The organism is Burkholderia lata (assembly GCF_902499335.1).
Taxonomy (GTDB): domain Bacteria; phylum Pseudomonadota; class Gammaproteobacteria; order Burkholderiales; family Burkholderiaceae; genus Burkholderia; species Burkholderia lata_B.
This window is the reverse complement of sequence record NZ_CABVQK010000022.1, coordinates 12,615-27,300: the sequence shown is the minus strand read 5'-3', so window position 1 is coordinate 27,300 and position 14,686 is coordinate 12,615. Positions and strand designations below refer to the sequence as shown.

General features: G+C 66.5%; 12 protein-coding genes. 7 read left to right on the top strand and 5 right to left on the bottom strand.

Annotated elements, in window-relative coordinates; all coding sequences use genetic code 11:
• Positions 1-3: 3 nt before the first annotated feature.
• Positions 4-969: a PDR/VanB family oxidoreductase gene (locus BCO18175_RS37765; protein WP_174988660.1), complete on the bottom strand. Its 966-nt coding sequence runs from the start codon at positions 967-969 to the stop codon at positions 4-6.
• Positions 966-2,045 carry an aromatic ring-hydroxylating dioxygenase subunit alpha gene (locus tag BCO18175_RS37760; protein ID WP_174988759.1) on the bottom strand — a complete coding sequence of 360 codons (1,080 nt, stop codon included), beginning with the start codon at positions 2,043-2,045 and terminating at the stop codon, positions 966-968. The genes BCO18175_RS37765 and BCO18175_RS37760 overlap by 4 nt, the downstream gene beginning before the upstream one ends.
• A gap of 198 nt (positions 2,046-2,243) precedes the next feature.
• Between BCO18175_RS37760 and BCO18175_RS37755 the strand changes: the two genes are divergently transcribed.
• A complete protein-coding gene (locus BCO18175_RS37755) occupies positions 2,244-2,732 on the top strand; it encodes a MarR family winged helix-turn-helix transcriptional regulator (RefSeq protein WP_089426730.1) in 489 nt (162 codons plus the stop codon).
• 62 nt (positions 2,733-2,794) lie between these two features.
• Here the strand turns inward: BCO18175_RS37755 and BCO18175_RS37750 are convergent, their stop codons facing one another.
• A complete protein-coding gene (locus BCO18175_RS37750; protein ID WP_174988659.1) occupies positions 2,795-3,541 on the bottom strand; it encodes a TetR/AcrR family transcriptional regulator in 747 nt (248 codons plus the stop codon).
• Positions 3,542-3,711: 170 nt separating this feature from the next.
• On the opposite strand from BCO18175_RS37750, the gene BCO18175_RS37745 reads away from it, so the two are divergent.
• From BCO18175_RS37745 to BCO18175_RS37720, 6 genes are all read left to right on the top strand, one after another.
• A complete protein-coding gene (locus BCO18175_RS37745) occupies positions 3,712-4,893 on the top strand; it encodes an isovaleryl-CoA dehydrogenase (protein WP_041493178.1) in 1,182 nt (393 codons plus the stop codon).
• Between the two features lie 31 nt (positions 4,894-4,924).
• Positions 4,925-6,532 (top strand): carboxyl transferase domain-containing protein, encoded by a 1,608-nt coding sequence (locus tag BCO18175_RS37740; RefSeq protein WP_174917080.1) that lies wholly within the window; start codon positions 4,925-4,927, stop codon positions 6,530-6,532.
• Between the two features lie 19 nt (positions 6,533-6,551).
• Positions 6,552-7,337, top strand: a complete 786-nt coding sequence (locus BCO18175_RS37735) for an enoyl-CoA hydratase/isomerase family protein (protein ID WP_174917079.1) — start codon at positions 6,552-6,554, stop codon at positions 7,335-7,337.
• Between the two features lie 45 nt (positions 7,338-7,382).
• Positions 7,383-9,380 (top strand): acetyl-CoA carboxylase biotin carboxylase subunit, encoded by a 1,998-nt coding sequence (locus BCO18175_RS37730; protein WP_174988658.1) that lies wholly within the window; start codon positions 7,383-7,385, stop codon positions 9,378-9,380.
• A 317-nt stretch (positions 9,381-9,697) separates the two neighbouring features.
• Positions 9,698-9,901 (top strand): hypothetical protein, encoded by a 204-nt coding sequence (locus tag BCO18175_RS37725; protein WP_174917077.1) that lies wholly within the window; start codon positions 9,698-9,700, stop codon positions 9,899-9,901.
• Positions 9,902-9,943: 42 nt separating this feature from the next.
• Complete coding sequence (locus BCO18175_RS37720) at positions 9,944-12,058, top strand: phosphocholine-specific phospholipase C (protein ID WP_174988657.1); 2,115 nt, start codon at positions 9,944-9,946, stop codon at positions 12,056-12,058.
• A 176-nt stretch (positions 12,059-12,234) separates the two neighbouring features.
• On the opposite strand, the gene BCO18175_RS37715 is transcribed toward BCO18175_RS37720, so the two are convergent.
• Both BCO18175_RS37715 and BCO18175_RS37710 read right to left on the bottom strand, forming a co-directional pair.
• Positions 12,235-12,933 carry a class I SAM-dependent methyltransferase gene (locus BCO18175_RS37715; RefSeq protein WP_174972039.1) on the bottom strand — a complete coding sequence of 233 codons (699 nt, stop codon included), beginning with the start codon at positions 12,931-12,933 and terminating at the stop codon, positions 12,235-12,237.
• 100 nt (positions 12,934-13,033) lie between these two features.
• Positions 13,034-14,356 carry a galactosyl transferase GMA12/MNN10 domain protein gene (locus BCO18175_RS37710; protein WP_174988656.1) on the bottom strand — a complete coding sequence of 441 codons (1,323 nt, stop codon included), beginning with the start codon at positions 14,354-14,356 and terminating at the stop codon, positions 13,034-13,036.
• Positions 14,357-14,686 lie beyond the last annotated feature (330 nt).

Genomic DNA, 14,686 nt, shown 5'->3' with positions numbered 1-14,686 from the left:
CGTCTACAGATCGAGTACCAGCAGGTCGCTGCGCGACCGCGAACAGCACGGCATGAACTGGTCGCCGGCCGCCTGTTCCTGTTCGGTCAGATACGAATCGCGATGATCGGGCTCGCCTTGCAGCACGCGCGTCGCGCAGGTACCGCAGACGCCTTGCTCGCACGACGTCAGCACGTCGACGCCGTTCGCGGCCAGCGCCGCGATGACCGTGCATTCGGCCGGCACGTCGATCACCTTGCCGCTGCTCGCGATCCGGACCTGGAACGCGCGGTCCGAGCCGGACGACGCAACCGCACCGCCGAAGAATTCGTAGTGCAGTCGCGCTTCGGCCCAGCCGCCCTCGCGCGCGGCGTTCAGCACCGCATCCATGAAGCCGCGCGGCCCGCATACGTACAGGTGCGTGCCGTCGGGCGCCGCGGCGAGCACGGCGGCCAGGTCGAAGCGTTGCGCGGGGGCGCCGTCGTCGACGTGGAGGCGGGCGCGGTCATGGAACCCGGCTGCGTTGATCCGCTCGACGAACGCCATGCGGTCGGTCGAGCGCGCGCAATAGTGCAGGTCGAATGGCAAGCCGGAGGAGAACAGCCGTTCCGCCATGGAGAGAATCGGCGTGACGCCGATCCCGCCTGCGAGCAGCAGGTGGTGCGGTGCGTCGGGGGCGAGCGAAAACTGATTGCGCGGCACGCCGATCCGCACGGTATCGCCTTGCCGCACTTCGTCGTGAATGGCACGCGACCCACCGCGACCGTCGGCATCGCGCAGCACGGCGATCTGATAGCGGTCGCCGTGCTCCGGGTGGTTGCACAGCGAATACTGGCGCACGAGGCCACCCGGCAGATGCACGTCGATATGGGCGCCGGCATCGAAGCGCGGCAGCGGCGAGCCGTCATCGCTGACGAATTCGAAGCCGCAGATGTCGCGTGCTTCCTGCCACTTGCGGGCCACCCGGACCGTCAGCGTCGCGGTGCTCATGACGCCTCCTTGATCTGCGCAACCGGGATCACGGGCCGCTGCGGGCTCGACGCGTTTTCGTCGGCGAGCAGCCGCTCGATCACCTTGCGCGACAGCACGCCGCCCGCGTCGATGTTGAGTTTGAGCAGCTTGCGATCGGGCCACTTCTCCAGGTTGAGCTGCTGGCGCTCGAGCATCTCGAGATCCTCGGCGAAGATCTTGCCCTGGCCTTCGCGGATCTCGGTGGTCAGTGCGTGATCGTCGGGCCGGAAGTTGCGCGCCATCCCCCAGAAGTACCAGATCGAGGTGTCCGTCTCGGGCGTGATGAAATCGACGACGATCGACGACGCCTTCAGTCCGGCCGGCGCGTCGTAGCCGCCGTGGCCCGCATGCGCGACACCGACTTCGATCATCACGTGGCTCGGCGGCGTGAAGCGACAGATCTGCCAGCGATCGACCGGCACGTCGTCGGCCAGCCCGTTGCCGCGCAACCCCATTTGCCAGAACGGCGGCGGCATCACGTTTTCCATGAAGCGGCTCGTGACGACTTCGTCGCCGTGGCTGGTGGTCTTCGGCGGCGCTTCGTCGATTTCCTTCTGGCCGATGCTCGTCGCATGGACGTAGGTTTCGTGCGTGAGATCCATCAGGTTGTCGATCATCAGCCGGTAGTCGCAGCGGATGTGATACAGGCCGCCGCCGTGGGCCCAGGCCGGATCCTCGGCCCACGCCAGCGCGGGCAGTTTGGCGGGATCGGCTTCCGACGCGTCGCCTGGCCAGACCCAGATGAATCCGTAGCGCTCGATCGCCGGGAAGCTGCGAATCGGCGGGAAGCCGCCGACACGCTGGCCCGGCATGCCGGCCGCCTTGCCGTTGCAGCCCATTTCCAGCCCGTGATAGCCGCACACGAGTACGCCGTCGCGCACGAATCCCAGCGACAGCGGTGCACCGCGGTGCGGGCAGAAGTCCTCGAGTGCGGCGACCCGGCCATCCGCCGCGCGGTAAAACACCATCGACTCGTTGCAGATCTTGCGGCCCAGCGGCTTGCCGTCGATTTCATCGGGTGTGCACGCCACGTACCAAGCATTCTTGAGAAACACGTTCGTCGTCTCCGTCAGGTCGATGCCGCCGGTACGCGGCATCTCTTCATTCCGTGTACTGAATGAGATTCAGTGTACTCATTGAGATTGGCTGGGGCAAGGCGAGCGGTATACTGGTTTTCCCGGGAAATGGCGCGAGGCAGCGCCATGCCGTCGGCGCGCGCAACCGGCTCGCGCCGCTTATGTCATCGACTATTCATGGAAAAAACGAATCCCGCCGACCTGCCGGTTTTCCCGCTCGATCTGTACGACGAACCGGGGCACCTGATCCGGCGCGCGCACCAGATCGCGGTTGCGATGTTCTACGAGAAGCTGGGCCGGGACGTGACGCCGGTGCAGTACGCGGTCCTGCGGATGCTGTACGAGTGCCCGGGGCTCGATCAGGTGACGCTCGCGCAGCGGGTCGCGCTCGACACGTCGACGACCGCGGATCTCGCGGTCCGGCTCGAAGCGAAAGGATTGATCGTGCGCGAAGTGCTGCCGCGGCGTCAGCGCCGCCTGCTGCTGACGCCGGCGGGCGTCGAACTGCTCACACATCTGATTCCGTCGGTGAAGGAGCTGCGTGCCGGCCTGTTCGACGGAATGGGAGAGGACGATTCGCAGGAACTGGTGCGCCTGTTGCGCAAGTTCGTCCATTTGAACAACGAGCAGAGCCGCGCACCGCTGCGCGTCGGCGACGAGTCATAGCGCGCCCGAACCCCACGACGGTGGGGAGACGATGAGGCGGCGGGCGCGCCGCCCGCCGCGCGTCACCCGCGCGTGCTGTCGCCTTCCAGCCGCCGCACGGCTTCCGCCACTTCGTTCCTGAAACGCACGAGCGCCGCCTGTTCCGGCGCCGGCGGCTGCACGGCGGCCCACAGCATGTCGACGAGCTGCGTGGCCGTCGTTTCCGTGTCGAGCTTGCGGTGCCCGAGGATCGCATCCCACAGCACGTGCTCGATCGGCCCGAACACCATCGAGCGCAGCAGGCTCAGCGGCAGGTCGGTGCGTACCTGCCCGGCCGCCTGGCCGCGCGCGAGCACGTCCATCAACGGCGCGGTGTAGCGGCGCTGCAGCGCGGTGAGCTCGTCGCTCAGCACATGCTGCTTCGCGCGGCCTTCCGACAGCACCAGCGCGCACAGGCCCGTGCCGTTCACCAGCATCAGCCGCAGGTGGGTGCGCACGATGAACGCGAACTGCTGCTGCACCGACGCGTCCTGCGGCATCCCGTGCTCGAACGCGGCGATGTTTTCGTCGTACCAATCCGCGATGACACGCGCGCACAGCTCGCGCTTACCGCGGAAGTAGCTGAACACCGTCGCCTCCGACACACCCACCCGCTGCGCGATCTCGGCGGCCGTCGCATGCTCGTAACCTTTTTCGGCGAACACTTCCCGGCCGGCGCGCAGAATGTCCTGCACGCGTTGCTGGGATTTGCGCCCGGCGGGCGCGCGCGACGTGTCGGCGCGGTCGGCTTTGACGGTGGCGGTCATGGTGTCGGCGGTAGCGGCTGTCATCTCGACATCATATCTGAGTCTCACTCAAAAAACTATTGACGCCGAACCCGACGAGGCGCGAAACTGTGCAAAATTTACGCTGTATTGGTCAATGAATCTGAGCATTCATTCGATTTGAGCGAAACTCAGAAATCGGTGGATGCCACACACTTTCTGGAGACGGAGGAGACATGATCAACCTGCCCGGTGTGCAATTCATGCTCGGTGAAGACATCGAGATGCTGCGCGACGCCGTCGCGACGTTCGCGGCGAAGGAAATCACGCCGCGCGCGGCGGAGGTCGACCGCACCGACCAGTTTCCGATGGATCTGTGGAAGAAGTTCGGCGATCTCGGCGTGCTCGGCATGACGGTGGCCGAGGAATACGGCGGCGCGAACATGGGCTACACCGCGCACATGGTCGCGATGGAGGAGATCTCGCGCGCATCGGCGTCGATCGGCCTGTCGTACGGCGCGCACTCGAACCTGTGCGTGAACCAGATCCATCGCAACGGCACCGACGCGCAGAAGCAGAAATACCTGCCGAAGCTCGTGTCGGGCGAACACATCGGCGCGCTCGCGATGAGCGAGCCGAACGCGGGCTCCGACGTCGTCAGCATGAAGCTGCGCGCCGACAAGCGCGGCGATCGCTACGTGCTGAACGGCACGAAGATGTGGATCACCAATGGCCCCGATTGCGACACACTCGTCGTCTACGCGAAGACGGATGTCGAAGCCAACTCGCGCGGCATCACCGCGTTCATCGTCGAGAAGGGCATGAAGGGCTTCTCGGTCGCGCAGAAGCTCGACAAGCTCGGCATGCGCGGCTCGCACACGGGCGAGCTGGTGTTCCAGGACGTCGAAGTGCCGGAGGAAAACATCCTCGGCCAGCTCAACGGCGGCGTGAAGGTGCTGATGAGCGGCCTCGACTACGAGCGCGCGGTGCTGTCGGGCGGCCCGACGGGCATCATGGCCGCGTGCCTCGACGCGGTGGTGCCGTATATCCACGACCGCAAGCAGTTCGGCCAGTCGATCGGCGAATTCCAGCTGATCCAGGGCAAGGTCGCCGACATGTACACCACGTTCCAGGCGTGCCGCGCGTACCTGTACGCGGTCGGCCGCCACCTCGACTCGGCCGGCAGCGACCACATCCGCCAGGTGCGCAAGGATTGCGCGGGCGTGATCCTCTACACGGCCGAGAAAGCGACGTGGATGGCCGGCGAGGCGATCCAGATCCTCGGCGGCAACGGCTACATCAACGAATACCCGGTCGGGCGCCTGTGGCGCGATGCGAAGCTGTACGAGATCGGCGCCGGCACGAGCGAGATCCGCCGGATGCTGATCGGCCGCGAGCTGTTCGCGGAAACGATGTAACGCCCCACGTCACGCGAACGGAGCCCCGTCGATGCCGATCATCGAATCGAAACTGAACCCGCGCTCGGAAGACTTCCGCGCGAATGCCGCCGCGCTCGAGGCGGTCGTCGCCGACCTGCGCGCGAAGATCGAACAGCTCGCGCAGGGCGGCGGCCAGGCCGCGCGCGACAAGCACCTGTCGCGCGGCAAGCTGCTGCCGCGCGACCGCATTGCGCAACTGCTCGATCCGGGCGCGCCGTTCCTCGAGTTCTCGCAGCTCGCGGCGAACGGCATGTACAACGACGACGCGCCGGGCGCGGGCGTCATCACCGGGATCGGCCGGATCGCCGGTCGCGAATGCGTGATCGTGTGCAACGACGCGACGGTCAAGGGCGGCACTTACTACCCGGTCACCGTGAAGAAGCACGTGCGCGCGCAGGAAATCGCCGCGGAAAACCGGCTGCCGTGCGTGTACCTCGTCGATTCGGGCGGCGCGAACCTGCCGAACCAGGACGACGTGTTTCCCGATCGCGACCACTTCGGCCGCATCTTCTTCAACCAGGCGACGATGTCGGCGGCGGGGATCGCGCAGATCGCCGTCGTGATGGGCTCGTGCACGGCGGGCGGCGCGTATGTGCCGGCGATGAGCGACGAGTCGATCATCGTGAAGGAGCAGGGCACGATTTTCCTCGGCGGGCCGCCGCTCGTGAAGGCCGCGACCGGCGAGGAAGTGAGTGCCGAGGATCTCGGCGGCGGTGATGTGCATACGCGCCTGTCGGGCGTGGCCGACCATCTCGCGCAGAACGACGCGCATGCGCTGTCGATCGCGCGCAACATCGTCGATCATCTCGCGCCGAAGATCGCGACGCCGGTGACGCTGCGCGAGCCGAAGCCGCCCCGCTACGACGCGAAGAGCGTGTACGGCGTGATTCCGGTCGATACGCGCAAGCCGTTCGACGTGCGCGAGGTGATCGCGCGCATCGTCGACGATTCCGAGTTCGACGAATTCAAGGCCCGCTACGGCACGACGCTCGTCACGGGCTTCGCGCACATCTGGGGCCACCCGGTCGGGATCGTCGCGAACAACGGCATCCTGTTCTCCGAATCGGCGGTGAAGGGCGCGCATTTCATCGAGCTGTGCTGCCAGCGCAAGATTCCGCTCGTGTTCCTGCAGAACATCACGGGCTTCATGGTCGGGCGCAAGTACGAGAACGAAGGCATCGCGCGGCACGGCGCGAAGATGGTGACGGCCGTGTCGAACGCGAAGGTGCCGAAGTTCACGGTGATCATCGGCGGCTCGTTCGGCGCCGGCAACTACGGGATGTGCGGCCGTGCATTCGCGCCGCGCTTCCTGTGGATGTGGCCGAACGCACGCATTTCGGTGATGGGCGGCGAGCAGGCCGCATCGGTGCTCGCGACGGTACGCCGCGACGGCATCGAGGCGAAGGGCGGTTCGTGGTCCACCGAGGAAGAGGATGCGTTCAAGCAGCCGATCCGCGACCAGTACGAGCGCCAGGGCCATCCGTATTACGCGAGCGCACGATTGTGGGACGACGGCGTGATCGACCCCGCGCAGACGCGCGACGTGCTGGGCCTCGGCCTCGCCGCGTCGATGAACGCGCCGATCGAAGAGACGCGCTTCGGCGTGTTCCGCATGTAACGGCCGGGAGGGCTGAACGATGCGATACGAAACGATCAAGGTAAGTGAAGCCGCCCGCGTGGCGACCGTCACGCTCGCGCGTCCGGATGTGCGCAACGCGTTCAACGAGACGACGATCGCCGAGCTGACCACCGCGTTCGAATGGCTCGACGCGCACGAAGGCGTGCGCGCGATCGTGCTCGCCGCGGAAGGCGCGGCGTTCTGCGCGGGCGCGGACCTGAACTGGATGAAGAAGATGGCCGGTTACTCGGACGACGAGAACCGTGCCGATGCGCGCAAGCTGGCGCGAATGCTCGAGGCGATCCATCGCTGCGGCAAGCCGGTGATCGCGCGCGTGCATGGCGACGCGTATGCGGGCGGCGTGGGCCTGGTGGCAGCGGCCGACATCGCGATCGCCGCCGACGGCGTGAAGTTCTGCCTGTCGGAAGCGCGGCTCGGGCTGATCCCCGCGACGATCGCGCCGTACGTGGTGCGTGCGATGGGCGAGCGCGCGGCGCGCCGCTACTTCACGACGGCCGAAGTGTTCGACAGCGCGCGCGCGGCGTCGCTCGGCTTCATTCACGACGCGGTGCCGGCCGAGGCGCTCGACGACACGGTCGCGAAGCTGGCCGCGACGCTCGTCGCGAACGGCCCCGACGCGGTGAAGGCGTGCAAGCGGCTCGTCGCCGATGTGGCCGGCCGCCCGCTCGACGCGACGCTGATCGAGCAGACCGCCGACTGGATCGCGCGCACCCGCGCCGGCGCGGAAGCGCGCGAAGGGATTGCGTCCTTCCTCGAAAAGCGCACGCCGTCGTGGCGTGAATGATCGCGCAGCGCGCGTGACCCACTCTTTCCGGACGACACCGAAGCCATGTTCGACAAGATTCTGATCGCCAACCGCGGCGAAATCGCGTGCCGCGTTGCCGCGACGTGCAAACGTCTCGGGATCGCGAGCGTCGCCGTCTATTCCGACGCGGACGCGAACGCGAAACACGTGGCCGCGTGCGACGAAGCCGTGCACATCGGCGGCTCGGCCGCGGCCGACAGCTACCTGCGCATCGAGCGCATCATCGAAGCCGCGCGCGCCACCGGCGCGCAGGCGATCCACCCCGGCTACGGCTTTCTGTCGGAGAACGAAGATTTCGCGCATGCGTGCGAAGCGGCCGGCATCGTCTTCATCGGGCCGCCGGTCGACGCGATCGCGGCGATGGGTTCGAAGGCCGCCGCGAAGGCGCTGATGCACGCGGCCGCCGTGCCGCTCGTGCCCGGCTATCACGGCGACGACCAGATCGCGGGCAACCTGCATCGCGAAGCCGACGAGATCGGCTATCCGGTGCTGCTGAAGGCCAGCGCGGGCGGCGGCGGCAAGGGGATGCGCGTGGTCGAGCGCTCCGGCGATTTCCCGGCCGCGCTCGTGTCGTGCCAGCGCGAAGCCGCGAGCAGCTTCGGCAATGATCGCGTGCTGATCGAGAAATACCTGACGCGCCCGCGCCACGTCGAGGTGCAGGTGTTCGGCGACACGCACGGCAATACCGTGTACCTGTTCGATCGCGACTGCTCGGTGCAGCGCCGTCACCAGAAGGTGCTCGAAGAAGCGCCGGCGCCGGGCCTGCCCGACGACGTGCGCCGCGCGATGGGCGAAGCGGCCGTCGCGGCCGCGCGCGCGGTCGGCTATGTCGGCGCGGGCACCGTCGAATTCATCATGACGGGCGACGCGTTCTACTTCATGGAAATGAACACGCGCCTGCAGGTCGAGCATCCGGTCACCGAGATGGTCACGGGGCTCGATCTCGTCGAATGGCAACTGCGCGTCGCATCCGGCGAGCCGCTGCCGCTGAAGCAGGACGAACTGCGCGTGCAGGGTCATGCGCTCGAGGCGCGCCTCTATGCGGAGAACCCGGCGCGCGGCTTCCTGCCGTCGACGGGCACGCTGAAGCACCTGCGGCTGCCGGCGGGCGTCGAGTTCGCGATCGGTGCGTCGGTGCGCGTCGACAGCGGCGTGCGCGAAGGCGATGCGATCACGCCGTTCTACGATCCGATGATCGCGAAGCTGATCGTCCATGGCACGGATCGCGCGGAAGCGCTGAGCCTGATGCTGCGCGCGCTGCGTGCCTGTGAAGTGGTCGGCCTGCACACGAACGCCGCGTTCCTGCAGCGGATCGTTGCGTGCGAACCGTTCGCGACGGCCGATCTGGACACGGGCCTGATCGAGCGCAACCACGACGCGCTGTTCGCGCCGCAAGAGCCGCCGCGCGCGATGCTTGCGCTCGCGTGCGCGGCGCTGCTCGCACGCGAACGCGGCGCGGCCGCGCAGGGTGCATCGCCGTGGGGCGCGCTGCCGGACTGGCGGCTGAACGGCGGCTATCGCCGTACGCTCGAATGGCACGCGGCCGAGCGCGAAGCGGACGTGACGGTCACGTACGAGGATGACGGCGCGGTTGCGCACCTCGCGACCGGCGACGCAGCCGCGCAGCCGTTCGCGTGGGCGCGCGGCGCTACGCCGCTCGATTTCGACGTGACGCTTGGCGGCGTGCGCAGCAGCGGCCGCGTGTATGCGGACGGCGACAGCTTCCACGTGTTCACGCAAGGCACGGCCGAGACGTTCGAATGGCGCAACCTGCTCGCGCATGCGGGTGACGCGGAGCAGGGCGGTGGCCGCCTGACCGCACCGATGCCCGGCAAGGTGATCGCGGTGCTGGTCGAGCCCGGCCAGAAGGTCGAAGCGGGTACGCCGCTGATCGTGATGGAAGCGATGAAGATGGAGCACACGATCGGCGCGCCGAGCGCGGGCGTCGTCGCGGAAGTGCTGTACGGCGTCGGCGACCAGGTCTCGGATGGTGCGCAGTTGCTGATGATGGCGGAAGGCTGAGCATCGCCTGTTTCGCTGGTTGCGGGCCGGCTGCTGCGGCTGCCGGCCCGTAAAAAACGCTTCGCGATTCGTTGCACGCCCGGTACCGCGACGGACCTGCTTCGATCGCTTCGGCAAAACGAAGCAATGCGAATCTTTCGATTGCATTACGCCTCTCGTTCTCCCCTCCGACACGACACGTGCCGCCACCGGCGTGCACGTCACACTCCTTTTTACGCGACACCGTCGTGTAACACGTCGAACTTAGCATCTCGCCGTCGATACGACCAGTGCGCACCCGCGCCTGTGTCAAGTCATCACATTCACGGAGAGACGTTATGCGAAAGTCGGCCCTACGGCCCTTCGCGGTCGTTGGTCTGATCGCGCTGACAGCACTCCTCGGTGCCTGCAACGACGACGTGACCGCACCCGCCGCGCCCGTCGCGCAGCAGAAGGCCGCCTGCGGCGGCGGCGTGGTCGCCACCGCACAGATGCACTGTCCGCCCGGTTTCACCGCGCCTGCCTCGTCGCCCGCTTCCTGATCCAGGCCGTTTCCACCAGAAATCCAATCAAGAGCAACCAGCATGGCCATCCATTCGCGACGCGACTTTCTGAAGTTCTCCGCCGGCCTCGCCGGCGCGACCGCCGCCACCGCACTGCTTCCCGAATCGATCCGCAAGGCGCTGGCGATCGAGCCGAATACCGTGACGGGCACGATCCAGGATGTGCAGCACATCGTCGTGTTCATGCAGGAAAACCGCTCGTTCGACCACTATCTCGGCCACCTGAGCGGCGTGCGCGGCTACAACGACCGCTTCCCGGTCACGCTGCCGAACGGCAAGCCGGTGTGGTTCCAGCCGCGGCAGGAGGACAAGACGAGCGTGATCGCGCCGTTCCGCTACGACACGACCAACCCGGGCGTCAATGCGCAGTGCATCGGCGGCCTGCCGCATACGTGGGCGACGACGCACGGTGCGATCGACAACGGCCGCGCGGATCAGTGGGCGGTGCAGAAGTCGAACATGACGATGGGCTACCACGTCCGCGACGACATCCCGTTCCATTACGCGCTCGCGGATGCGTTCACCGTGTGCGACAACTACTTCTGTTCGATTCCGGGCAACACGCACCCGAACCGCATGTACCTGATGACGGGCATGGTCGACCCGCTCGGCACGGGCGGCGGCCCGCTGCTCGACAACACCGACTACATCGACAACCAGTTCGACAAGATCCAGTTGCCGCCCTTCAGCTGGACGACGTACCCGGAGCGCCTCGAGAAAGCGGGCATCTCGTGGCAGGTCTACCAGCAGGGCACCGGGTTCGACAATTTCACCGGCAACTACGGCACGAACATGCTCGCGTGCTTCAACAACTTCGTGAACGCGCCGGCCGGCTCGTCGCTGCAGACGCGGGGGATGAGCACGCGTCCGATCACGCAGCTGAAGGCCGACGTGCAGGCGAACGCGCTGCCGCAGGTATCGTGGCTGCTGCCGCCCGCCGCGTATTCGGAACATCCGAAGTTCACGCCGCTGTATGGCGCGTACTACCTGTCGACGATTCTCGATGCGCTGACGTCGAATCCGGAGGTATGGAGCAAGACCGTCCTGCTCATCATGTACGACGAGAACGACGGCTTTTTCGATCACGTCGTGCCGCCGTCGGCACCGACGCTGCCGGGCTCGGGCATGAGCACCGTGGATGTCTCGCTCGAGCGGCACAACGTCGTGACGTCGACGCAGACCGGCACGTACACGGCCGACAACCTGCCGTACGGTCTCGGCCCGCGCGTGCCGATGTTCGTCGTTTCGCCGTGGTCGAAGGGCGGCTTCGTGTGCTCGCAGGTCTTCGATCACACGTCGGTGCTGCAATTCATCGAGAAGCGCTTCGGCGTGATGGAAACGAACATCTCGCCGTGGCGCCGCGCGATCTGCGGCGACCTGACGTCGGCGCTCGACTTCTCGAAATCGGATGCCACGCTGCCGACCCTGCCGAGCACGCAGGCGTATGTCGCGCAGGCGGACCTGCAGTGCTCACGCGCGTCGTCGCAGACCGCGCCGGCCAGCACCGCGCAGCAGGTCGTGACGGCGCAGGAGCCCGGCACGCGGCCGGCACGCGCGCTGCCGTACGAACTGCACGTGACGGGCCAACTCCAGGCGCAGGGCTACGCGCTGACGTTCGCGAACACCGGCACGCAGGGCGCGCACTTCTGGGTCTATACGGGCGACGCGACCGCGATGCCGCGCCGCTATACGGTCGAAGCGGGCAAGCAGCTGACCGATACGTGGGCGCTCGACGCGAACGGCAACTACCTGGTGAGCGTGTGGGGGCCGAACGGCTATTTCCGGCGCTTCGCGGGATCGGCCGCCGCGGATGCCGGCGCGAAGCCTGAAATCACGCCGTGCTACGACACGGCCAACGGCGACGTGTACGTGACGATCGCCAACGCGGGCACCGGCACGCTCACGGTCACGGCGACCGATGTCGCGTACGGCAGCGCAGCGCGCACGCTGACGGTTCCGGCGGGGCAGCGTGTCGAAGCGCACTGGGACCTGTCGTGCAGCAGCCACTGGTACGACCTGCAGTTCGCGGTGGCGGGGAACGCCGGCTGGACGCGCCGCATCGCGGGGCACGTCGAAACCGGCAAGGCCAGCCTGACCGACCCGGCGGCCGTGGCGCCGACGATTGCGCCGGTCTGAGGGCAATCCGTGTGTGCCGGCTCCCGCCGGCACGCGATGAGCGCCTTCGCGGGGCCGCGCCTGGCTTCTGGCTCCGCGAGCGTGTCGTCAATCGCGAAAAAGGCGCCGCACGGCGCCTTTTTCATTCATCGTGCGAGCAATGCGCGTCGATTGCCGATTGAATCCATCCCGCGACATCAAATCGGGCGGAACACTGCATATTGGTCGCCATCGATCTTTTCCATGTACCGGCTGTCATGGAGCGTCAGGTTGACCGGCTGGAGCAATTTTTCATTGGCGGCCTCCAGTTCGCTGCTGGCGCGCGTATTGAACAGATTCGACGAGTTTGCGGAGTTCACGAGAGCGTCAAGACGCATTGCGTTCCAGTCGAGGTGCCCTCTGAGCAGGTAAAAGTGCATGATCCCGCATTGCTGATGCGCCCAGAAGTCATGCCACGTGAATGAATCGGGCCGCCAGACGGAGTTGTGGCTCTCGAAGTACGAGGCGCCGCTCATCGGCATGCACTCGGGGGTCGAGATGATGATGTATCGCGATCGATAGTTGAGAAACTCCAGCAAATCGCGACCATGGGAGTGACGCATGTGTTCAATGACGTCTCCCAGAATGACCGTGTCGTACGCGTCGCCGGATCGTTCGTAAAGCGTGTCGCTGACGCCGGAAATGATGTCGTCGTACCCGTTCTCGATCAGGAAGGGATGGGTCTCCTCGTCGCACTCCAGCGCCGTAAACCGGCAATCCGGCACGACATGCTTCAGCAGGCGCCCGTACTTCCCGCCTCCGGCCCCGATATCCAGAATCCTGTTCGGGTTGATTGACTTGATCAGGTGCTGAGTGAGTTGATCAAAGGTTGGCCACGAATATCCGATCTGTTCCAATCTGACCTCCGGTCAAGGCTGGTTCGAAAAGTTGATCGTCATCATGTAACACGGATTCACGCATTCATGCGCTGTCGTGTCGGCCACCTGAACGAGGGCGTCAGCTCAGCACGCCGTCGTCGTGCGCCATCATCAGCGCCCGCATCGCGGACCACATCCCGTAGTAATGCACGATGTAGCTGTCCGCGCGGCGAAACAGCCAGGGCGTGTTGAAGCGGACGAGATCGGCCACGCCTTCGCCTTGCAATTGCCCGTCGCGTTCCATCGCGCGAATGAAATGCAGCTGGTCGCCGTCGCTCGCATAGACGCTCGACCGGTCGTGCAGCGCGGCGATCGTCGTCATCATGTCGCGCAGCATTGCGTCGTTGCGCCCGGTGCGCCGGAACGCCATCACGCCGGAGTTGAACGCCCACTGGCCGATGTCGTGCGCGAGCAGCCAGTCGCGGCCTTCGAGCAGTGGCGCCAGCGCTTTCTGCTGGTCCGCGATCAGCACGTCGGCATCGAGCCACACGACCCATTCATGATGCTGCAGGTACGCATGCAGCAGCCACGGCTTGAACCAGTTGCCGGTCGCGTTCAGGCCGATCTCGGCGGGAATGTCGCGATGCACGTAGAGCGTGTAGCCGTGTGCGTCGCAGTAGCGCCGGAAATTCCGTTCGGCGACGCGCGCATAGCTGCCGATGTTCGGCGTGTAGAGCGTCATCAACGCAATCGGGCGGCCCGGATTGTAGGTGCTGCGCTCGGCGGCTTCGTCCGGCGTGTTCGCGGCATCGTGATCGAACGAGAACATCGGCCGGCCGGCGGCGCGGCATCGATTGATGTACGCCACGAGCGTGTCGCGGAAGCGGGCCGTCGTGCCTTTCCGGTCGGGATCGCGCGGCGTGTCGTCGATGCTGATCGCGAACGTCGGTTCGCGGCTCCACATCGGATCGAGGTCGGGGCTGGTCGGCATGACCGGATACAGCCCGTCGATCCGCGTCATGTAGTGATGCGTGTCGAGTTCCGCGAACAGCGCGGCCTCCGAGGTCAGCCGCGGCTCGCTGCCGAGCTTGCAGCGCTGCACGAGCTGCATCACGATCGCCCGCACGGCCGCCGTATTGCGCCAGATCTGCACGTCGACCTGCGGCAGCGGGGGCGCGAACGCGTCGACGAACAGCATGTCGCGGCCGCTCATCAGGCGATCGAGCGCGACGGGCTCGATGACCGCCGCATCTTCGCTGAGCAGCAGCACGAGTTCGTCGGGCTGCGCGCCGCGCAGCACATGGAGCAGCGATTCGTAGCGATACAGCGGCCGCAACGGCAGCGCCTGCGGCATCGCGGACGCATCGACGATTTCGTGGCGATATCCGTGCGCCTGCGCGTACTGCCGGTGATTTTCGAGGCTGGCGGGTGCGTCGTGACTGAAATGGCTGAGGACGATCATCGCGCGCTCCGAAGGCCGTGAAGCGGGCGACGGCGGGTGGCCGGTGCCGGGTGTTTCGGCGCGGCATCGCGGCCGGGCACGCGTTCCTGCGCGTGCCGCCCCTGTTCGTGACGGATTGTCCGGAAGACTTGCGCGGCGTCGCGTTCCATTCTGTCAGCCATTGTTTCAGCAGCGTTGCTGCGAGGTCGTTTTCTGCCCGCGCTGGATGCCGATACCGCCCGGCACCCCCGGCACCCCGGTGGCGCGACTGGTCGCCGGAGTATCGCATAACCCACTCGCGGATTTTCATGTGCCGGCCGCGCGCTGACCATCCCTGACAGTATGCGGCTG